Source organism: Bradyrhizobium sp. Y36, assembly GCF_002531575.1.
Lineage (GTDB): Bacteria > Pseudomonadota > Alphaproteobacteria > Rhizobiales > Xanthobacteraceae > Bradyrhizobium.
The window spans coordinates 314,331-334,744 of record NZ_NWTI01000005.1; the positions used below are offsets into that span (position 1 = coordinate 314,331).

Annotated in this window: 18 protein-coding genes; 10 read left to right on the forward strand and 8 right to left on the reverse strand. The window is 65.4% G+C overall.

Annotation, left to right across the window (positions count from 1 at the left end):
• Window positions 1–26: 26 nt before the first annotated feature.
• From CO669_RS12235 to CO669_RS12250, 4 genes are all read left to right on the forward strand, one after another.
• The gene (locus CO669_RS12235) at window positions 27–1,472 is read left to right on the forward strand and encodes a TAXI family TRAP transporter solute-binding subunit (RefSeq protein WP_097660043.1); all 1,446 of its coding nucleotides are present in this window, start codon (window positions 27–29) and stop codon (window positions 1,470–1,472) included.
• A gap of 267 nt (window positions 1,473–1,739) precedes the next feature.
• Window positions 1,740–1,958, forward strand: a complete 219-nt coding sequence (locus CO669_RS12240) for a hypothetical protein (protein WP_097660044.1) — start codon at window positions 1,740–1,742, stop codon at window positions 1,956–1,958.
• Window positions 1,959–2,116: 158 nt separating this feature from the next.
• A complete protein-coding gene (locus tag CO669_RS12245) occupies window positions 2,117–3,223 on the forward strand; it encodes a cyclic nucleotide-gated ion channel (protein WP_097660045.1) in 1,107 nt (368 codons plus the stop codon).
• Between the two features lie 13 nt (window positions 3,224–3,236).
• Window positions 3,237–4,022, forward strand: a complete 786-nt coding sequence (locus tag CO669_RS12250; protein WP_097660046.1) for an enoyl-CoA hydratase/isomerase family protein — start codon at window positions 3,237–3,239, stop codon at window positions 4,020–4,022.
• 210 nt (window positions 4,023–4,232) lie between these two features.
• On the opposite strand, the gene CO669_RS12255 is transcribed toward CO669_RS12250, so the two are convergent.
• Window positions 4,233–4,877, reverse strand: a complete 645-nt coding sequence (locus CO669_RS12255) for a glutathione S-transferase family protein (protein ID WP_097660047.1) — start codon at window positions 4,875–4,877, stop codon at window positions 4,233–4,235.
• Window positions 4,878–4,963: 86 nt separating this feature from the next.
• Between CO669_RS12255 and CO669_RS12260 the strand changes: the two genes are divergently transcribed.
• The gene (locus CO669_RS12260; RefSeq protein ID WP_097660048.1) at window positions 4,964–5,944 is read left to right on the forward strand and encodes a helix-turn-helix transcriptional regulator; all 981 of its coding nucleotides are present in this window, start codon (window positions 4,964–4,966) and stop codon (window positions 5,942–5,944) included.
• A gap of 139 nt (window positions 5,945–6,083) precedes the next feature.
• Complete coding sequence (locus CO669_RS12265; RefSeq protein ID WP_097660049.1) at window positions 6,084–6,326, forward strand: hypothetical protein; 243 nt, start codon at window positions 6,084–6,086, stop codon at window positions 6,324–6,326.
• 57 nt (window positions 6,327–6,383) lie between these two features.
• On the opposite strand, the gene CO669_RS12270 is transcribed toward CO669_RS12265, so the two are convergent.
• The 4 genes from CO669_RS12270 to CO669_RS12285 all read right to left on the reverse strand — a co-directional run bounded on the left by CO669_RS12270 (window position 6,384) and on the right by CO669_RS12285 (window position 10,847).
• A complete protein-coding gene (locus CO669_RS12270; protein ID WP_158228761.1) occupies window positions 6,384–7,616 on the reverse strand; it encodes an EAL domain-containing response regulator in 1,233 nt (410 codons plus the stop codon).
• Window positions 7,617–7,889: 273 nt separating this feature from the next.
• On the reverse strand, window positions 7,890–8,855 hold the full coding sequence (locus CO669_RS12275) for a fatty acid desaturase (RefSeq protein WP_097660051.1): 966 nt from the start codon (window positions 8,853–8,855) through the stop codon (window positions 7,890–7,892).
• A gap of 14 nt (window positions 8,856–8,869) precedes the next feature.
• On the reverse strand, window positions 8,870–9,886 hold the full coding sequence (locus tag CO669_RS12280) for an alpha/beta fold hydrolase (RefSeq protein WP_097660052.1): 1,017 nt from the start codon (window positions 9,884–9,886) through the stop codon (window positions 8,870–8,872).
• A gap of 157 nt (window positions 9,887–10,043) precedes the next feature.
• On the reverse strand, window positions 10,044–10,847 hold the full coding sequence (locus CO669_RS12285; RefSeq protein ID WP_097660053.1) for an MBL fold metallo-hydrolase: 804 nt from the start codon (window positions 10,845–10,847) through the stop codon (window positions 10,044–10,046).
• Window positions 10,848–11,157: 310 nt separating this feature from the next.
• Here CO669_RS12285 and CO669_RS12290 point away from each other — a divergent pair, with 310 nt between their 5' ends.
• The gene (locus CO669_RS12290) at window positions 11,158–11,499 is read left to right on the forward strand and encodes a helix-turn-helix transcriptional regulator (RefSeq protein ID WP_245444286.1); all 342 of its coding nucleotides are present in this window, start codon (window positions 11,158–11,160) and stop codon (window positions 11,497–11,499) included.
• Here CO669_RS12290 and CO669_RS12295 read toward each other — a convergent pair.
• The 3 genes from CO669_RS12295 to CO669_RS12305 form a co-directional block, all read right to left on the reverse strand.
• Complete coding sequence (locus CO669_RS12295; protein ID WP_097660054.1) at window positions 11,496–12,503, reverse strand: zinc-dependent alcohol dehydrogenase family protein; 1,008 nt, start codon at window positions 12,501–12,503, stop codon at window positions 11,496–11,498. The genes CO669_RS12290 and CO669_RS12295 overlap by 4 nt on opposite strands.
• A 15-nt stretch (window positions 12,504–12,518) precedes the next feature.
• Window positions 12,519–14,129, reverse strand: coding sequence for an acyl-CoA synthetase (locus CO669_RS12300; protein ID WP_097660055.1), 1,611 nt, complete (start codon window positions 14,127–14,129; stop codon window positions 12,519–12,521).
• Window positions 14,130–14,196: 67 nt separating this feature from the next.
• Window positions 14,197–14,964: a FadR/GntR family transcriptional regulator gene (locus tag CO669_RS12305; protein ID WP_097660056.1), complete on the reverse strand. Its 768-nt coding sequence runs from the start codon at window positions 14,962–14,964 to the stop codon at window positions 14,197–14,199.
• 165 nt (window positions 14,965–15,129) lie between these two features.
• Between CO669_RS12305 and CO669_RS12310 the strand changes: the two genes are divergently transcribed.
• The 3 genes from CO669_RS12310 to rbbA all read left to right on the forward strand — a co-directional run bounded on the left by CO669_RS12310 (window position 15,130) and on the right by rbbA (window position 20,414).
• Window positions 15,130–16,335, forward strand: coding sequence for an ABC transporter substrate-binding protein (locus CO669_RS12310; RefSeq protein WP_097660057.1), 1,206 nt, complete (start codon window positions 15,130–15,132; stop codon window positions 16,333–16,335).
• A 243-nt stretch (window positions 16,336–16,578) separates the two neighbouring features.
• The gene (locus tag CO669_RS12315; RefSeq protein ID WP_198963970.1) at window positions 16,579–17,646 is read left to right on the forward strand and encodes an HlyD family secretion protein; all 1,068 of its coding nucleotides are present in this window, start codon (window positions 16,579–16,581) and stop codon (window positions 17,644–17,646) included.
• Window positions 17,643–20,414 carry a ribosome-associated ATPase/putative transporter RbbA gene (rbbA, locus tag CO669_RS12320; protein ID WP_198963971.1) on the forward strand — a complete coding sequence of 924 codons (2,772 nt, stop codon included), beginning with the start codon at window positions 17,643–17,645 and terminating at the stop codon, window positions 20,412–20,414. The genes CO669_RS12315 and rbbA overlap by 4 nt, the downstream gene beginning before the upstream one ends.

The following is a 20,414-nucleotide window of genomic DNA, read 5'->3' on the forward strand; positions in this document are numbered from 1 at the left end:
ACTGAGATTAAGGCCAGAGTGCTGCCATGAGTACTGAAGGCCCCGTGTCATCACCGACCGAGCCGCCGCCGCGGCGACCGAAGGTGATCAAGACGAATCAACAGCAGGTCTTCCTTTACGTCGTGCTGACCCTGCTGTTGTCGCTCGCCACCGTCTGGGGCGGCCGTGCCCTGCTGCACAATTCGGAAACGCTGATCTTTGCCGTCGGCGCTCCCAACAGCGACGAGGCGTTGTTCGCGGCCAAGCTTGCCGCCGTGCTCAACGTCAACGCCTCGCGCTTCCGGATCAAGATCGTCAACAACGCAGACAGCGCCAAGGCGCTCGCGCAGTTCGACCGCAAGCAGGCCGATCTCGCCGTCCTGCGCACCGACGCCAAGGTCCCGTTGCGGGCGCGCACGCTCGCGATCCTCGAGCACGACCTCGTGCTTCTGCTCGGCCCCGGCAACAAGAAGATCAAGTCGATCGCGGAGCTGAAGAAGAAGAAGATCGCGGTCGTCGCCGAGAACGACGCCTCCCTCGCCTTCGTCCGCAGCATCCTCGACATCCCCGACGGCCCGGACGCCGCCAAGATCCAGATGGCGCCGCAGGGCGCAACGCTCGACAGGCTGTTCGCACCGTCGAACGGCTTTGGCGCGGTGATCGCCGTCGTCCACGCTTCCAGGGCGGTGCGGGACAAGGGCTACGAGCAGGTCGCGAAGCGCGGCGGCTTCACGCTCAACGCGATCGACGAAGCCAAGGCGCTGGCGCGCAGGCTTCCCGGCATCTCCAGCGAGACGCTGACGGCAGGCACGCTGTCGACCTCGCCGCAGATTCCGGACGACGATCTCGACACGATCGGGCTCGAATGGCTGCTGGTCGCCCAATCCAGGATGTCGCCGACCACGGCAGGCGAGCTCGCCCGCATCGTCTACGAGAACAAGCCTGCGCTTGGGCTCGACAACGGCTTTGCCACCAGGATCGAGCCGGCCTCCGTCGAGAAGGACGCCTTCGTGATGGCGCACCAGGGCGCGGCCGACTACATCAACGACGACACCAAGTCGTTCATGGAGAAGTACAGCGACCTGATGTATCTGGGCGCCGCCGCGCTCAGCGTCATCGGCTCGATCTTCGCGGCGATCTACGCCAAGATCACCCGCATCGCGCCCGAGAAGGCCAGCGAGCTTTCCACCGCCATCCTCGACATCGGCGAGCGGATCGAGCACGCCCACTCGCTGGATCAACTGGAATGCCTCCAGGACGAGCTGGAGGGCATCCTGCGCGGTGCCGTCATCGGCCTCAGAGACGGCACGATCAGTACCGACGGGCTCGACACCTTCAAGCTGGGCTACGAATTCGTCCGCGACGAGATCGGCATGCGCCGCGACTATCTGAAACGTCACGCCGCAGAGACCGACAAGACAGTGCAAGGCGACGGTCCTGCCCAGCACGACGACAGCAATGTCGTGGTGGTGAAGACCGCCCAGAGCGCCTGAGGGCCGCGCCGGTTGGCGCCGCCCACCGCTCCCGTCCCGGACAAGCTGCGACGCCGAGGCGTTGCAGCGCAGAACCGGACCCGGGAGCCACAGCCTGCGCTGCCGAACACGCCCCGGCTCTGCAGCGTACGACTCCGGACGACGCTACGCATCGCCGGGAGTGCTGCGCTGTACCCGGGCACGAGACCAAGGTCCGCCCGATCGACGATTCTTGGAACTGCGGCGATCTGCAACCGTTGGTTCGCAGCCACAACCGGAGACCGCAGCATGCGTGCACTCCTCATCATCCTCCTTCTGGGAATGCTGGCGGCGGCCGGCTATTTCGCCTATTCCGCAATGGCGATCGAAGGTGAGCCGATCCCGACGGAGGGCTACGTGGCGCTGGCGCTCGGCGCGGGGTTTTCCGTCGTGGTCGGCATCGGGCTGATGGTGCTGCTGTTCTTCAGCAGCCGCCGCGGCTACGACGAGCCGCCACATTTCAGGTAGGCAGCACCAACGACGGCGGCACAGACCGGCCAGCCCGGCGCAGCGGCGCCGGCAAAGCTGCCTGCCGTCGTTGACGGCCTTCGCCCGGACAGGCACTTTGGCGTCGACGTCCCAACCGGGGCCTCGAGACTCGCCCCGAGACCGAATAGCCTTCCCGCATGTCCAAGCCGCTGATCTCCGCTCTGGCCCAGTTCGCGGCCGCCACGGCCGGCCGCAACATGACCAAGGCGGCCTATGTCGCGGTGACCGCCGGCGTGCTCGGCATGGTGCTGCTGACGGACAAGCGGGCCCAGGAGGCGCACGGCTGGGTCAGCAGCCTGCTCTGGACCTGCCTCGCTTATTTCGTGTTCGAATGGCTTGTCCGGCTGCGCCACATGGTGCGGCAGGGGCGACTGTCGCTCTATATGTCCTCCTCCGCCGGGCTGGTCGATGCGATCGGGGCGCTGGCCGTGCCGGCCGCCCTTCTCCTTGGCGCCGAGCCAAAGACCGCCTGGCTGCTCAGCGTGCTCTGGGTGTTGAAGGTGGTGCCGGGCATCCCCGGCCTGCGGCAGCTTCGCCGCGTGCTGGTGCTGGAATCGGGGCCGCTGGTCAGCGTGCTCGTGATCTTCCTGATGGTGGTCTTCCTCGCCTCCGTCGCCGAATATTTCCTGGAGCGGGACGTGCAGCCGCAGACGTTCGGCAGCGTGCCGGCCGCGCTGTGGTGGGCCGTCGTCACGCTCACGACCACCGGCTACGGCGATGCCGTGCCGGTCACGCCGCTCGGGCGCTTGGTGGCGGCCGCGGTGATGATCTCCGGCCTCGGCGTGTTCGGCCTCTGGACCGGCATTTTGGCGACCGGGTTTGCCGCCGAGACGCGGCGCGACAATTTCCTCAAGACTTGGGAGTCCGTCAGCAAGGTGCCATTCTTTGCGGCGCTTGGACCCGCCGCCATTGCCGATGTCACCCACATGCTGCGAACCATGGAGTTGCCGGCGCGCACCTTGATCATCCGAAAGGGCGCACAAGGCGATTGCATGTATTTCATCGCCGCCGGCGAGGTCGAGGTCGAGCTGCCCGGCAAGAAGGTACAGCTCGGCGAAGGCGCCTTCTTCGGCGAGATGGCGCTGCTCGGCAACAACAAGCGCGGCGCCAACGTCTCGACCACGAAAGTGTCGCGGCTTCTGGTGCTCGATCTCGTCGACTTCCGCGTGCTGATGGCACGACACCCGGATCTCGCCGAGACCATCGACGCGGAAGCAAGACGCCGCGCGCTCGAAAACAAGTAAGAAGGAGACAAGAATGTCGGACATCACCGACGCCGCAACTGCCCCCCTGCTCGAACGCGACGGCGCACGCGCCACCATCCGCCTCAACCGGCCGAAGCACCTCAACCGGCTCCAGGCGGAGGATCTCGACGAGCTCGTCAGGCTGTTCGACCTGGTCGAGGCCGATCCGGCCATCCGCGTGCTGGTGCTGACCGGCACCGGCCGCGCCTTCTCCGCGGGTTACGATCTCAACTCGGTCGCCGAGCGCGCCGTCAGCGCCCACGAGCAGCAGAGCGCGGGCTCCGCCTTCGAGGTGGTCGTCAACCGGCTGGAGGACCTCGGCGTGCCGACGATCTGCCGGATCAACGGCGGCGTCTATGGCGGCTCGACCGACCTTGCGCTCGCCTGCGATTTCCGCATCGGCGTCGACACCGCCGAGATGTTCATGCCGGCGGCGCGGCTCGGGCTGCATTACTACCGGAGCGGCATCAAACGCTACGTGACGCGGCTCGGCCTCGACAATGCGAAGAAGCTGTTTCTGACGGCGCAGAAGATCAGCGCACCGGAAATGCTGCGCATCGGCTACCTCACCGCGATGGTGCCTGAAGAGACGCTCGACGAGGAAGTCGACAAGCTCGCCGGGGTTCTCGCCGGTAACGCGCCGCAGGCCATGCGCGGCATGAAGCGCGCGATCAACGAATTCGCCCGCGGCGAGCTTGACGACCGCGCCGCCGATCGGCGCCACCGCGACAGCATGCGCGGCGACGAGATCAAGGAAGGCATCAAGGCGTTCGCGGAAAAGAGAGCGCCGCGGTTTTGAGGAGGAGTCAGGGAGACTGAAGACGCGCCTCACACTCACCTGTCGTCCCGGGGCATCGCGAAGCGATGAGCCCGGGATCCATAACCACAGGATGAACTTGTTCCGCGGAAGCGGTCACTCCGAGTCCTCGTAACCACATCTGCCTGTGGCTATGGTCCCGGGCTCGCACTTTGCGCGCCCCGGGACGACAGCGGAGATTGAGGAGCCCGCTCAGGCCCCCAATGCCTTGGCATGCTGCGCGGCCATCTCCTCGTCCGCCGCGGTGATGCGCTGAAACACCGGGCGCGCGGTCATGCGGTCGGCATAGCGGACAAACACGTCCTTCTTCGGCACGATGCCGAACATCATGGTCCAGCTGAACGCGACACCCCACAGCACATCCGCGGCCGTCATGCGGTCGCCGAGCAGGTACGGGCCCTTCGACAACTGCGTTTCGAGCGCACCCAGCATGGTGTCGTAATCGGCATAGGGCGACTGCGTGATCGGCGCCGGCTCGCGCTGCATGAACTTGTCGATCAGGGCGGGCTCGAACGATGAACCGTAATAGGCGATCCAGCGCAGATAGGGGCCGCGCAGGGGATCGTTCAGCGCGGGCGTCAGGCCGGCCTGCGGGAACAGATCGGCAAGATAGATGGTGATCGCGACCTGCTCGGTCACCAGCGCCTCGCCATGGCGGATCGCCGGCACCTTGCCGAGCGGATTGATGGCGAGATAGGCGGGCTGGCGCTGCTCGCCGGCCTTCATGTTGAGGATATGGAGATCGTAGGGCGCGCCGAGCTCCTCCAGCAGCACCCGCGTGCCGGTGGCGCGGCTTTGCGGCGAGTAATACAGCGTGAGGCGGTTCGGATCGGTCATGGCAAGGCTCCTGGGTGCCGTCTGGCGAGGCGCCATCTCTACGCGGCCATACCTGACATCCTGTGTCAGGTATGGTTTAAGGGATCATGCGCGCGAGCCGGATGCTGTCGATCCTCACCACCCTCCAGGCCAGGGGGAAGGTCACCGCGCCCGAGCTCGCGGAGGCCTGCGAGGTCTCGGTGCGCACGATCTATCGCGACATCGATGCGCTCGCGGCCTCCGGCGTCCCTGTCTATGCCGATCGCGGCGCAGAGGGCGGCTATCGCCTGCTCGACGGCTATCGCGTGCGGCTGAATGGCCTGTCGCAAAGCGAGGCGGGCGCGCTCTTCCTCACGGGGCTCCCGGGCCCTGCCGCAGCGCTCGGGCTCGACGCGGCGATGATCGCCGCGCGGAACAAGCTGATGGCCGCGCTGCCCGTCCACCTGCGCGAAGACGCCGGACGTATGCAGGAGCGCTTTCATCTGGATGCGCCGGGCTGGTTCGGCGAGGCGGAAGAACCGCAACATCTGCGCACCATCGCCGGTGCGCTGCTGCGCGGGACGCTGATCAAGATCCGCTACCAGAGCTGGCGCGCGGAGAAGCAGCGCCGCCTCGCGCCGCTCGGCCTCGTGCTGAAGGGCGGCAACTGGTATCTCGCAGGCCAGGTCGATGCCAGCGTGCGCACCTATCGCGTCGCGCGCGTGCTCGACTGCACGGCGCTCGACGACCGCTTCGATCGACCCGCCGACTTCGATCTCGCCGCCTATTGGCAGGCCGCGACACTTCGCCTCGAAGCCGAGATGCATCCGAATGTCGCCGTGGTGCGGCTGTCGCCGTTCGGCGTCAAGCTGCTCGACGCGCTGAGCCAGCCCTACGTCAAGGCGCGCACACAGCTCGAGGAGAACGCTGATGCAGACGGCTGGCGCATTGCGCGCGTGCCTGTCGGCAAGACATCCTGGCACGCCGCGGCCGAATTGTTGCGGCTCGGCCCGGAGGCCGAAGTGCTGGAGCCCGCCGATCTCCGCGACAAGATGAAGGAGATGACGCAGGCGATGGCCGCGCGCTATCGCGCGGCGCGGAAAGCATGATGCCGGCACATTTCGCCGCAGGCCACGAAACAGTTCTGAAACACGATTCTCCCCGGCGCGCGTGAACGCGATCGCATCTCGGCTCGACCGAAGATGCAGGGACACAACAACGGCCTTAGCGCCACACTGGAGAATGAAAATGTTTCGTAAGCTTGCTCTTGGTCTGATCGCTGCCGGTTCGCTCGGCGTCGCTGCTCTCGCGCCCACCGCGGCGTCGGCTGGCGGCTTCTATCCTCATCATCACTGGGGTCACGGCTGGGGCTATGGCGGCGGGATCTACCTCAACACCGGCATCAGCAACTGCTACCAGGAGCGCGTCGTCCAGACCCGCCACGGCCTGCGCGTCCGCGTCGTGAACGTCTGCGCCTACGGGATCTACTGAGCCCGCCTGTATCTGATTGGCGCAACCCCGGTCGCTCCGCGACCGGGGTTCGTCGTCTCAGCACGCAAGCGCCGTCGGTGTCGCGGAAGCGGCCTGTTCGTCCGCCAGGGAATTGCGCTCGGAGATCCATCGTTCGGCGCGCGCACGCCGCAGCGAGGGCGCAAACAGGAAACCCTGGGCGACATCGCAGCCGATCCGGCGGATGATCTCGAGCGCCTCCGGGCTTTCGACGCCCTCGGCCACCACTTTCATGTTGAACGCCTTGGCAAGCGCGACCGAAGCATCGACGATCTTCATCATGTCGTCGTCGGATTCGCAGCCCTTGATGAAGGACTGGTCGATCTTCAGCTCGCTGAACGGCAGCCGCACTAGGGCCGCGAGCGACGAATAGCCGGTGCCGAAATCGTCGATCGCGGTCCCGATCTTCTTGATCCGCAGCCGCACCAGGATGTCGTTGGCACGGTCGACGTCGGCCATTGCCGAGGTCTCGGTGATCTCCACCGTCAGCGAGGTCGGCGAGATGTTTTCGCGGCGCAGGATCTCCTCGATCCGGTCGGGCAGGGTCAGGTCCGACATCAGCGAGCCCGAGATGTTGACGGCGATGGTGAAGCCGGGATTACGCTCGATCAGCTTGCGGCCCTGCGACATCGCCGAGGACAGGATGCAATCGGTCACCTCGCGCATGATGCCGGCCTCCTCGGCGATCGGAATGAAGATCAATGGCGAGACCATGCCGAATTCGGCGCTCCGCCAGCGTGCGAGTGCCTCGGCGCCGACGACTCTCCCAGTCTGAAGCGCGATCTTCGGTTGAAACTCGACGAAAAACTCACCGTCGGCCAGTCCGCGCAGGATTCTCTCCGGCGTGATCCGAAGCTGCGGCGAGGCCGACGACGCGGCCAGCGGCGCGCGCTGCGGCAATTCCAATGCGCTGCGCAGGCGGTTCAGATCGAGCGGCTTGGTCAGGCATCCGCCGACCGACAGCTTCAGCCCGTTCGCGACCCGTCGCGTCGCCTTCATGATGCGATCATCGCAGCCGCTGATGATCACGATCGACATCGCGTGCAGCCCGGCTTCTGCAACGAAGCGCAGCAGCTCCACGCCGTCCCGCTCGCCGAGCGACAAATCGAGCGCCATGATTTCGAAGGTGCCGTGGGCGAGCAGCTCGGTTGCGGCCTCAAAGGAAGACGCAACGACCGTCTCGTAGCCGAGCTTTGCCCCGATCTTGCCGATCAGAACGCGCTGCACCAGGTCGTCGTCGACCACCAGAAGACGGCCTCTCGTCGCACTCATCACCATTCCTCCAGACCTCGGCGGCGTTGATGGCACCAACATTAGAGCGGCGGTCTCGCCCGGTCATGAATACAAGACGGCTAAAACTTTCCCGATCCGGAAGAATTCGTTAGGCACGTTTTTGAGGCTCTCAAGCCATTGATTCTTCTAGCACTTATGCGACGCGCGGCGGGACGGTACCCCAATATTCTTCCTCACGCGCAAGTGCGATGAACACGTCGTAAAGCTCGCTATCGGAAGCCGGCAGATGCACGAGAAATTACGGGGACGTCTTCACCGCCGCTCGGACGTCTGCGTCGTCTGCAACTGCCGACGAAACCAGGCCCAGGTCTCGCGCGTCGTTCTGATGTAGCCGCGGCCGCGATGAACGATCTCGCCGTCGACGATTGCGTTCAGCTTCGGCAGCGCGTGAAACGGGATCGAGGGATAGGCGTGGTGTTCGACGTGATAGGGCATGTTCCACGCGAGCCATTTGACGATCGCGGCGGTGTAGGTGGTGCGCGTGTTCTGGAAGGCGCTGCGGGTGCGCTCGCAGCCGGTGTGCTCGGCATAGAGATAAGGCCGCAGGAAGAACTGTCCGACCCCAAGCGGGACGATCCAGACCCAGAGCAGCAGCGCCGACGAGAACCACAGCGAGAGCGCAAGCAGCAGGGCATAGAGCGCGACATAGGCACGCGCCTCTCCGACGATAACGGCGCGCTTGCTCTCGGGGATCCAGGGTACGGTCACGTTGCCGGTGATCGCATGGCCGAGCATCAGGCGGAGACGGCCAGCGACCTGGAGCACGCCGCTATAGGCGATCGCGAGCTGCGTGTCGGATGTCGGCTTCACCCCGACGATCAGCTCGGGATCCTTGTCCGGATCCTGGGTGTAGCGATGGTGATCCCAGTGAAACAGGCAGTAATACTCGTAAGGCAATCCGATGATGAAGGCCGAAAGATTGCCCACGGCCAGATTGAGGCCGCGGCTCCGAAACGCGGTCTTGTGCGCGGTCTCGTGCACAGCCATGAACAGGAAGGCGACGATATAGCCCTGCACCATCATCAATGGCAGCGCCCAAAGCACGCCCCAGGTCGAGGAAACCTTCCAGATCAGCGTGCCCACCAGCACGATCATTCCGTAATGGCCGAGGCTCTGCACGGCGCCCCTGAGATCGGAGCGGACCGACAATTCGCGCAGCATTGCCGGCGACAGCGGCTTCAAGCGATGATCGGGCTCGGAAACGATTGCGTCAGTCATGAGCGGAGACCTGTCTACCTCGCGAGGAGCGCTGCGACCTCGGCCTTGAGAAAGGCCTGGTCGCGCGGATTGCTGACGGGATTGCCGGCGCGATGGCCATGCAGGGACGGGATCGGATGCAGCACGGCGGATTTCGCGTTCACCAGCCGGCCGAGCTCGTCCTGATTGTCGCGCACGTCGAAATAGCGATCGGTGGCGCCCGGCATCAGCAACACGTGCGCCCGGATCGCGGCCAGCGCGCGATCGAGATCGCCACCGAATGCCTCACATCGGCTGATGTCGCCCCGCTGCCAGATGCCGACCTGCGCCAGGAGATCATTGGCCTCGCGCCGCGCGAAGGTCGCGTCCCAGGTGCGGACGAGATAATCCTCCAGCGAGGTGAAGCCGGCCTCGCGCCAGAGCTCGTCGCGATAGAAGCCGTGCGACATCGCCCAGCCGGCATAGACCCGCCCCATGGCGCGATAGCCGGCGACGGGCTTTTCGGTGAAGCGCCCGTCGCGGAAGGCAGGATCGGCGGTGAGCGCGGCCTTCACGCTTTCCAGGAAAACGTAGTTGTAGGGCGCGCAACGCGCGCTGCCGCAGACCACCGCGGCCCGCTCGACCATGTCAGGATGCAGCGCCGCCCAGTGATAGGCCTGCATGCCGCCCATCGACCAGCCATAGACCAGAGCCAGCTTCGAGATGCCGAATCGCTCGGTGAGGAGCCGGTGCTGAACCGCGACGGCATCGTGATAGGTTACCTCGGGGAACGGCGCGGCGGTGTTGGAGGGCGAGGATGACAGGCCGTTGCCCAGCAGGTTCGGAATGATGATGAAGTAGCGCGTGGGGTCGAGCACGCCGTCGGACCCGATCAGCCATTCGGTGTCGATGTGCTGTGCGCTGAACGAGGTCGGATAGAGGATGACGTTGTCCCTGGCCGGGCTCAGCGTGCCGTAGGTCTTGTAGACGAGCTTCAACGAGGGAAACACGGCCCCGGACTGGAGCGCGACGTCGCCAGCCTCGAAGATCTCGCCATCGCTTCGCGCCGTCATGCGTCCAACTCCCGCTCACGCGGCCGCAGAGCGCCGCGGCTTCCACGATGCATCGATCATGCCGGACCCGCAGCTGCGCCATTGCAGCAGATTTAATAACTGTACTTCTAGTACAGTTATTAACGGCCGGCAAGATAAATCCGCCTCTCCCGCCAGCTCAGGCGATGGCCGCCAAATAGCGCTCCACCGATGCCGCGAAGGCGGCCTTGGCCCCAATGACGATGTTGCGGCCCCACCACGCGCCATAGATGCGATCGAAGGCGAGCGGCGTGACGGCGGCAGCGATCCGCCGCACCGCCGCTGCGTTGAGCGGCATGTAGTTGGGATAGGAGTACATGAAGCTGACGAAGCGGCGGTCCATCGTCACCTGGGCGATGTCGCCCGTGAGCAGCGCGCCCCGGCCGTCCGCACTGCGCGCCGAGTGCAACATGGTGGCGCCGGCGAAATGACCACCGGTGCGCAATAGCAGCACGTCCTCGGAGATGCGGAGGCTGTCACCGGTCCAATGCACGATCGAGGGATGCGGCCGCGTGACGAAGGCGCGATCGTCGGCATGCAGATAGACCGGCACGCCGCCGAAAGTATCGCTCCAGTCCGCGACCGCGCCGTAGTAGTGCGGATGCGAGATCGCGATCGCCTTCAACCCGCCGAGCGCTGCCACATATTGAATGGCCTCATCGGTTGCAAGCGGAATGCAGTCCCACATCACGCAGCCGTCGGCCTGCGGCACCAGCAGCGCGCGCTGCCCGATGGCAAAGCTCGGCTCCAGGCCGATGCCGGTGAGGCCGAGATCGTCGCGTCCCACCAGCCGGTGTCCCTGCATGAGCTGTTCGCGCGTGAGAAAGGTCTGTCCCTTCCAGTTCACGAACTGCCGCTCGTCCTCGCAGATCGGGCAGGAGGCCGGCGGACGTCCGCCGTTCGGGAATTGCGCGCCGCAGGTTTCGCAGGTCCAGAGAGGCATGAGTTAGGCTCCATGGCGGGATCGCAACATGGCATTGCGGACGCGCGTTCAGCAAGGTCGATGAACGAGACGCCTGGAACCGACGCAAGGAGCACCGTTACGTTTCGGATCAACGCCAGAACGATTGGCCAAGAGGATCACGACACACAAACAGCATGCCTGGGGACCGATGACTTCGCGGCCTCCCTCTCGTCCCTTATCTGGCCTCTGTTCGCGCTCAACTTCTTCATGGCCGACATGCAGTCGGGCATCGGACCGTTCGTCGGCGTCTTCCTCCAGCGATGTTGCCGAGGAAGCGCGGACACGCGGCTTGGTCGCGGCGCGTCTGGAGACTCTCAAATCCGACATCCTGGCGCAGCTGGACAGCCCCGCGCTGTCGCTCACCGTCCTATCCGCCGCGCATCGGGTCAGCCCGCGCACGATCCAGCTGCTGTTCGAGCAGGCCGGCATCACTTATAGCGGCTTCGTGCTGGAGCAGCACTTGCTGCGCGCCGAGCGGCTGCTCCGAAACCCTGCCGTGCGCACCCGCAAGATCATCGAGATCGCGCATCTCGCGGGCTTCCACGACGTCTCCTACTTCCATCGCGCGTTTCGCCGCCGCTTCGGGCAAACGCCGGACGATGTCAGGAAGCTGTCCGGCGAGAGCCGTTAGGCGAACTCGACCACGATCTTGCCGAAATGGCCGCCCTGCTGCATCAGGCGCAGCGCGTCCGTCACGGCATCGAAGCTGAACACGCGGTCGATCACCGGCTTCATGCCATTGCGTTCGATCGCGGCCGTCATGCCCTCGAACATGCGGCGGCTGCCGACGGAGAGACCGATGACGTGGAGGTTTTTGGCGAACAGGCTCGGGATCGCGATCTGCTGCGAGAAGCCCGTGAGCACGCCGATCACCAGGATCGTGCCACCGACACGCGCAGCCTCGAGCGATTGCGCAAAAGTATCCTTGCCGCCGACCTCGACGACGTGGTCGACGCCTCCGCCGCTCCACTCCGCCGCGGCCTTGCCCCACTCCGGCACTGAGCGATAGTTGATGGTATGGTCGGCGCCGAGCGCTTTGGCGCGTTCGAGCTTCTCGTCGCTCGACGACGTCACGATCACGCTTGCACCGGCGAGCTTTGCGAATTGCAGCGCGAAGATCGAGACGCCGCCGGTGCCCTGTACCAGAACGGTATCGCCGGGCTTCACATGCGCTTCTTCGAACAGCGCACGCCATGCAGTGAGGCCGGCGCAGGGCAGCGTCGCGGCCTCCCTGAACGACAAATGCGAGGGCATGCGGCTGACGCCCTCGGCGTCGAGCACCATGACATCCTGCAGCACGCCGGGCCGCGTGCCGCCGAGCGCGTAACGGCGGCTGGCCGCCGAAACCTGTCCGTCGATCCAGGACTGGAAGAACATCGGACAGACGCGATCGCCGATCGCAATGCGGGTAACGCCCGCGCCGATGGCCGTCACCTCGCCGGCTCCGTCCGAGAACGGGATCAGCGGCAATTTGGTGACGCCGCCCTTGCCCTGGATGGTGAGCAGGTCCCGATAGTTGAGCGATGCCGCCTTCATCCGCACAGCGACCTGCCCCGGCCCGGGCACAGGCTCGGGCAGATCGGCCAGCTCCATCCCCTCGATCGACCAGTCGCGCGCGACCTGCCAGGCTTTCATGGGAGGCGCTCCGTCTCAGGTGCCAAAGCTCTTCTGCACCGCCTTGTCGAGGGTATCACCGCCGACGAAGCGCTGGCGCAGCTCGCGCTTGAGCAGCTTGCCGCTCGGATTCTTCGGCAAGGCATCCACGAAGATGACACGCTTGGGCACCTTGAAATGCGCCATCTGGCCGGCGCAGTGCTTGATGACGGATTCCTCGTCGAGCTTCTCGCCGCTCTTCACGACGACGATCGCGGTCACCGCCTCGATCCAGCGCGGATCGGGCAGGCCGACGACGGCAACCTCCGACACGGCGGGAATGCGATAGACCATCTCCTCAACCTCGCGGCTCGCGACATTCTCGCCGCCGGTCTTGATCATGTCCTTGACGCGGTCGACCACGGTGATGTGGCCCTCCTCGTCGACGGTGGCGAGATCGCCCGAGTGAAACCAGCCGCCCGCGAACGCCGCCGCCGTCTTGACGGGATCGTTGTAATAGCCGGACAAGAGATGCGGCGAGCGATGCACGATCTCGCCGACTTCGCCGACCTTGACGTCCTCCATCGCCGTATTGACCACGCGGGTCTCGACATTGAGCACGGGCTTGCCGGCCGAGCCGGCCTTGCGGAGCTGGTCCGCCGGGCGCAGCACGGTTGCGAGCGGCGCGATCTCGGTCTGGCCGTAGAAATTCCAGAATTTGACATTCGGCAGCCGGCGCTGAAGTTCGAGCAACACTTCCACTGGCATGATCGAGGCACCGTAGTACCCTTTTTCAAGCGTCGAAAGATCGGTCTTGTCGAAGTTTGGCGAGCGCAGCATCGCGATCCAGATCGTCGGCGGCGCGAAGAAGGACGTGATCTTGTGCGCCTGGATCAGCGCCAGGATGTTGTCGGCGGTCGGCTTGCCCGTGATCACGCCGGAGGCGCCGAGATAAACTTGCGGCCCCAGGAACACGTCGAGCTGGGCGCAGTGATAGAGCGGCAGCGCGTGCAGGAACTTGTCGTCCACGCTCATGCCGCCGTCGATGATGCAGCTGACATACTGCCACATCACCGCTTCATGGGTCAGCATCGCCCCCTTGGGGAGGGATTCCGTGCCTGAGGTGTAGACGATCTGCGCGAGATCGCGGCTGTCGACCGAGGCGTCCAGGAACGAGCCGTCGGCATGAAGCAGATCGTCGAACGTGGTGAGCCCCGCCGGCGCCGTCGCGGGATCCTCGCCCGGCAGCCAGATCATCTTCTCGACCGCGCAATCCCTGGCGCTTGCGGCCTTCGCCGGCTCGACGAAATCGGGGCCGGCCGCGAGCAGCTTGGCGCCGGAGCTCTTCAGGATGAAGTTGATCTCATCGGGATTGAGCATGAAGTTGATCGGCACCAGCACCGCACCGATCCGCGCCGCAGCGAAGCGCAGCGCCGCGAAGGCGTGCGAGTTGCGCGAGAGCACCGCGATGCGATCACCCTTCCTGACACCGAGGCCGAGCAGGCCGCGACCGATCCGGTTACAGATCGCGTCCATCTCGGCAAAGCTCCAGCTGACATCGCCGCAGCTGACGGCAAGCTTGTTCGGATCGCGGCCCGCCGAGCGGCGCAGGAGATCGCCGATGGAATGCTCGCGGGCTTTCGCGATGGTGGCTGCGGTCTCGGTCATGTGTCCCTCCGGGTGATGTCTTTGTTTGTTGGATTTCTTGTTCGAAATCTTGCGTCTTGTTTTTGCGCTACCGGCGCCGGGCCGCCTGCGCGTGCTCCATGTACATGTGCTCGACCGAACGATCGAGCGAGGCGATCTTCTCGAAACCGCGACGCCAGTCCTGCAAATGCCGGCGCGTCCACAGCACGCCGGCCTCGCGGTCACGACGGCGGATCGCGTCGATGAGATGGCGATGCGCTGCGACGAGGCGCGGGCCGCCTTCGGCCACGCCCGTCACGATCATCTCGGTGGTGGGATAGAACAGCTGCGCCGCCGGCTCGCGCGCGAGCTGGAGCACACGGTTCTGCGAGGCCTTGGCGACCAGCACGTGGAATTCGGCGTCGCACTCGGCCAGCCTCGCGGGATCGCCGACAACGGCCCCGCTGCGGGCGAGATTGTCCGTGAGCTCCGCGACGTTCTCCTCGCTGGCTCGCTCCACGGCGCCTTCGATGCTGGCGACCTCCAGCGTCATCGAAGCCTCATAGAGTTCGCGGAAGGTGACCTCGTGCAGCACCAGCGCGCGGCTGAGACGGCTTGCGAGCTTGCTGTAGCGCGGCAGGCAGGCGTGCAGGCGGCGCGAAGAATCGCGGCGGATCAGCCCGCCTTCTTCCAGCACACGGATGCCCTCGCGAATGGTCGAGCGGTTGACGCCGAACTGGCGGACCAGATCGTGCTCGGTGCCGATGGGATCGCCCGGCTTGATGCGGCCGTTGACGATCTCGCGTTCGATGGCGTCGGCGACCTTCTGATAGGCCGGCGCCACATCGATCGGACGAAACAGCGGTGCGATGGGCAAACCGGACCTCAATGGCGTTTGTCGGACAAACTATATTCGCAGCTTTCGAATGCGTCAAACTGCTCCATAGAAGCGGTAGATTCAATAAATTGACTCTGCCGGAACCCACCTCTAACTTTGTCGGACAAAGGGACAGAATAGTCCCATGCAAGAGGAAACGTATCCATGAGACCTATCGCAGCCCTCGTGTCTGCGGCCGGCCTGCTGTCGGCTGCCCTGATCATCCCCGCCTCGGCCCAGCAGGCACCGCTCAAGATCGGGGTGCTCTCCGATTTCTCCTCGGTCTATTCCGACATCGGCGGCCAGGGAAATGTCGAGGCCACCAAGATGGCGATCGAGGATTTCGGCGGGCAGATGTTCGGCAAGCCGATCGAGATGGTCGCCGCCGACGTGCTCAACAAGCCCGACGTTGCCTCCACCATCGCGCGTAAATGGTGGGAGACCGAAGGGGTCGACATGATCATCGACCTGCCGACCTCGGCCACCGCGCTCGCGGTGATGGAGCTGTCGAAGCAGTACGAGAAGATCATGATCGTGACGGATGCGGCCAGCTCCGACATCACCGGAAAATCGTGCTCGCCCTATACGGCGCACTGGACCTACGACACCTACGCCAACGCCCACACGGTCGGCAGCGCCATCGTCAAGAACGGCGGCGACACCTGGTTCTTCCTCACCGCCGACTACGTGTTCGGCCATTCGGTCGAGCGCGACACCGGCGACGTCGTGAAAGCCGCTGGCGGCAAGGTGCTCGGCAGCGTCAAGCATCCGCTCAACACCGCCGACTTCTCCTCGTTCCTGCTGCAAGCCCAGGCCTCCAAGGCCAAGATCATCGGCCTCGCCAATGGCGGCGGCGACACCATCAACGCGATCAAGCAGGCCGGCGAGTTCGGCATCGTCGCCGGCGGCCAGAACCTCGCGGCGATCGTGATGTTCATCTCCGATGTGCACAGCCTGGGCCTCAAGCTTGCGCAGGGCCTGATCATCACCGAGGCCTACTACTGGGATCTCAACGACAAGACCCGGGCTTTCGGCAAGCGCTTCCTGGAGCGCGTCAAGCGCATGCCGACGATGAACCAGGCCGCGACCTATAGTGCGACGCTGCATTACCTCAAGGCGGCGCAGGCCGCCGGCACCCGCGACACCAAGACGGTGATGGCGAAGATGCGCGAGCTGCCGGTGAAGGATGCCTTCACCGACAACGGCGTGCTGCGCGAGGACGGCCGCATGGTGCACAGCATGTACCTGTTCCAGGTGAAGAAGCCGGAGGAGTCGAAGGCACCGTGGGATTACTACAAGCTGCTCGCCGAGGTGCCCGCCGACCAGGCGTTCCGCCCGCTCAAGGACGGCGGCTGCCCGCTGGTGAAGTGAGACGGCCCGGATCGCGCCGATAGTCATCCACTCAGGAAGCCTCGCTCGTCCGCTTGATCATCCGGCGGACGAGCGGCAAGGACAACGCGCCCAAAATAGAGGCAAGGACGCCTCGCACCGCGGTCTGATCTGCATCAAGTTGCGGTGCAAAATTCGCTGCAATGTTGGGACCGTCTCTTCCGCGCGATCAGCGGCGGGGAATACGTCTCAACAGTGGGCGCCGCCGCACGGCGTGATGAACAGATGAACTTTACACCCGGTCGAGTCGTCGCCGCGATCGCCATCCTGCTCGCGGGCGGCGGCTATTACTATTGGCAGCATCGCGATACCAACACGCTGCCGGCAGGATTCGCTCGCGGCAATGGCCGCATCGAAGCGGTCGAGATCGACATCGCGACCAAGACGCCGGGCCGGATCCGCGAGATCCTGGTGGGCGAAGGCGACTTCGTGCGCGCGGGCCAGGTTCTGGCGCGCATGGACACCGAGCAATTGCAGGCCCAGCGCCGCCAGGCCGAGGCGCAGCTGCAGCGCGCCGCCATCAACGTCGAGACGGCGAAGAGCCTGGTGAACCAGCGCGAGGCCGAACGCAAGGCGGCCGAGGCCGTGGTCGACCAGCGCATCGCGCAGCTCGACACCACGAGCCGCAAGCTCGATCGCTCCGAACAATTGATCAGGACCAGCGCCGTGTCGCAGCAGGTCCTGGACGACGACCGCTCCGCCAATGCCACGGCGAAGGCGGCGCTCGCCGCATCCCATGCGCAGGTCGCGGCATCCGAGGCCGCGATCAGCTCCGCCCGCGCCATGGTGATCGACGCCGGCGCTTCGGTCGACGCCGCAAAGGCCGCGATCGAAAGCATCAATGCCGACCTCAACGACAGCGTGCTCAAGGCGCCGCGCGACGGCCGCGTGCAGTATCGCGTGTCGCAGCCGGGCGAGGTGCTGGCCGCCGGCGGCCGCGTCCTCAACATGGTCGATCTTGGCGACGTCTACATGACGTTCTTCCTGCCGACGGCCGACGCCGGCCGCGTCGCGATCGGTGCGGAGGTCCGCCTCGTGCTCGACGCCATCCCGCAATATGTGATCCCCGCCAAGGCCACCTTCGTCGCCGACGTCGCGCAATTCACGCCCAAGACGGTCGAGACCGAGGAGGAGAGGCAGAAGCTGATGTTCCGCATCAAGGCGCATATCGCACCCGATCTGCTGCGCCAGCACATCGAGCATGTGAAGACCGGCCTGCCCGGCATGGCCTATGTGCAGCTCGATCCAGCCGCGCAATGGCCCGACAACCTCAAGATCAAGCTGACGAGATGAGCACGACTGCCGCAGCCGAAGCACCGGCTGCCGACGGCAGCGTGGTGCATCTGGAAGGCGTGGGCCTGAGCTACGGCAAGGCCCGGGCGCTCGAGTCCATCACGCTCGACCTGCCGGCCGGGTGCATGGTCGGATTGATCGGCCCCGACGGCGTCGGCAAATCCAGCCTGCTGTCGCTGATCGCCGGAGCCCGCGCGATTCAGGACGGACGCATCCACGTGCTCGGCGGCGACATGGCGAGTTCGCGCCATCGCCGCAACGTGTGCCCCGACATCGCCTACATGCCGCAGGGGCTCGGCAAGAACCTGTATCCGACGCTGTCGGTGTTCGAGAACATCGACTTCTTCGGCCGCCTGTTCGGACATGACAAATTAGAACGGGACAGGCGGATCGCCGGCCTGCTGCGCGACACCGGCCTCACGCCCTTCGCCGACCGGCCCGCTGCAAAGCTCTCCGGCGGCATGAAGCAGAAGGTCGGCCTGTGCTGCGCGCTGATCCACGATCCCGAACTCCTGATCCTGGACGAGCCGACCACCGGCGTCGATCCGCTCTCGCGGCGCCAGTTCTGGGAGTTGATCGCCTCCATCCGCGCCAGCCGGCCCGGCATGAGCGTGATCGTCTCGACCGCCTATATGGAAGAGGCGGCGCAGTTCGACGTCCTGATCGCGATGAACGCCGGCCGGGTGCTCGCGACCGGAACGCCCGCCGAGCTCAGGCGGCAGACCGGGGCCGATACGCTCGATGAGGCCTTCATCCGCCTCCTGCCCGAAGCCGATCGCGGCAACCATGCCGATGTCGTCATCCCGCCGCGGAGCGAGGACCACGAGGAGATCGCGATCGAGGCCGATCACCTGACCCGGCGATTCAGCGGCTTCGTGGCCGTCGACGACGTCAGCTTCCGCATCAGGAAGGGCGAGATCTTCGGCTTCCTCGGCTCCAACGGCTGCGGCAAGACCACGACCATGAAGATGCTCACCGGCCTCCTGCCGGTCAGCGAGGGCACCGCGCGACTGTTCGGCAACACCATCGATGCCGGCGACATGTCGGTGCGGCGGCGCATCGGCTACATGTCGCAGGGCTTCTCGCTCTATTCGGAGCTCACGGTCGCGCAAAATCTCGATCTGCATGCGCGGCTGTTCGAGCTGCCGGCGGAGACCATCGGCCCGCGCATCAGCGAGATGGTCGCCCGGTTCGATCTTGCCGACGTCGTCGATTCCCTGCCCGATGCGCTACCGCTCGGCCTGCGGCAACGATTGTCGCTCGCGGTGGCGATGATCCACGCGCCGGACATTCTCATCCTCGACGAGCCGACCTCCGGCGTCGATCCGGTCGCGCGCGACCAGTTCTGGCAAATCCTCGCCGAGCTCTCGCGCAAGGACAACGTCACCATCTTCGTCTCGACCCATTTCATGAACGAGGCCGAGCGCTGCGACCGGGTTTCGCTGATGCATGCCGGCAAGGTGCTGACGTCGGACACGCCTGCGGCGATCGTGGCGGCGCGCGGCACCGCGACGCTGGAGCAGGCCTTCATCGCCTGCCTGGAAGAGGCGATCGCCGGCACTGCGGATGCCGCCATCCAGCCGGCACCCGCACCGGCCGTGCCGACCGAGACGGCGTCGCCACCACGCAAGCGCGGCATGAGGTTCAATCTGACCCGCATGCTCGCCTATTCCCGGCGCGAGGCGCTCGAGCTGCGGCGCGACCCGATCCGCGCGACGCTCGCCATTCTCGGCAGCGTGCTGCTGCTGTTCGTGCTCGGCTACGGCATCAGCATGGACGTCGAGAACCTGACCTTCGCCGTGCTCGACCGCGACGACAGCGCGATCAGCCGCGACTACAGCCTCCAGATCGCGGGATCGCGCTATTTCACGCAAAAATCCCCCATCATCGACTATGCGGATCTCGATCGCCGCATGCGTGCCGGCGAGATCGGCCTCGCCATCGAGCTGCCGCCCGGCTTCGGCCGCGACGTCAGCCGCGGCCGCCACGTCGAGATCGGCGCCTGGGTCGACGGCGCCAATCCGACGCGGGCCGAAACACTGCGCTCCTACGCCCAGGCGATCCACGCCACCTGGCTCGCGCAGAAGGGCCGCGAGCTCTATGGCGAGGCGGCGATCGCCGGATCCTACCAGCTCCAGCTGCGCTACCGCTACAATCCCGACGTCATCAGCGTCGTCGCCATGGCGCCGGGCATCATCCCGCTGCTGCTGGTCATGATTCCGGCCGTGCTCGCCGCGCTCGCGGTGGTGCGCGAGAAGGAGCTCGGCTCGATCGTCAATTTCTACGTGACGCCGGTGACGCGGCTGGAATTCCTGCTCGGCACGCAGCTGCCCTATGTCGTGCTCGCATTCGGAAACTTCCTCCTCCTCGTCGGCTTCGCCCTCGTCGTCTTCCGTGTCCCCTTCACCGGAAGCTTTCCGACCTACGCGCTCGCCGCACTGCTCTATGTCACGGCGACGACCGGCATGGGACTGGTGATCTCGGCCTTCATGAACAGCCAGATCGCGGCCCTGTTCGGCACCGTTCTGGTCACGCTGATTCCGGCCATCCAGTATTCCGGGCTGATCGATCCGGTTTCATCGCTACAGGGAGCGGGCGCGCTGATTGGACGGCTCTATCCCACCACCTATTTCGTCACGATCTCGCGCGGCACCTTCTCCAAGGGCTTGGCGTTCGACACCCTCCACAACGATCTCCTGGCACTCGCCATCATGGTCCCCATCCTGGTGATTGCCGGCGCGATGCTGCTGAAGAAACAGGCTCGCTGA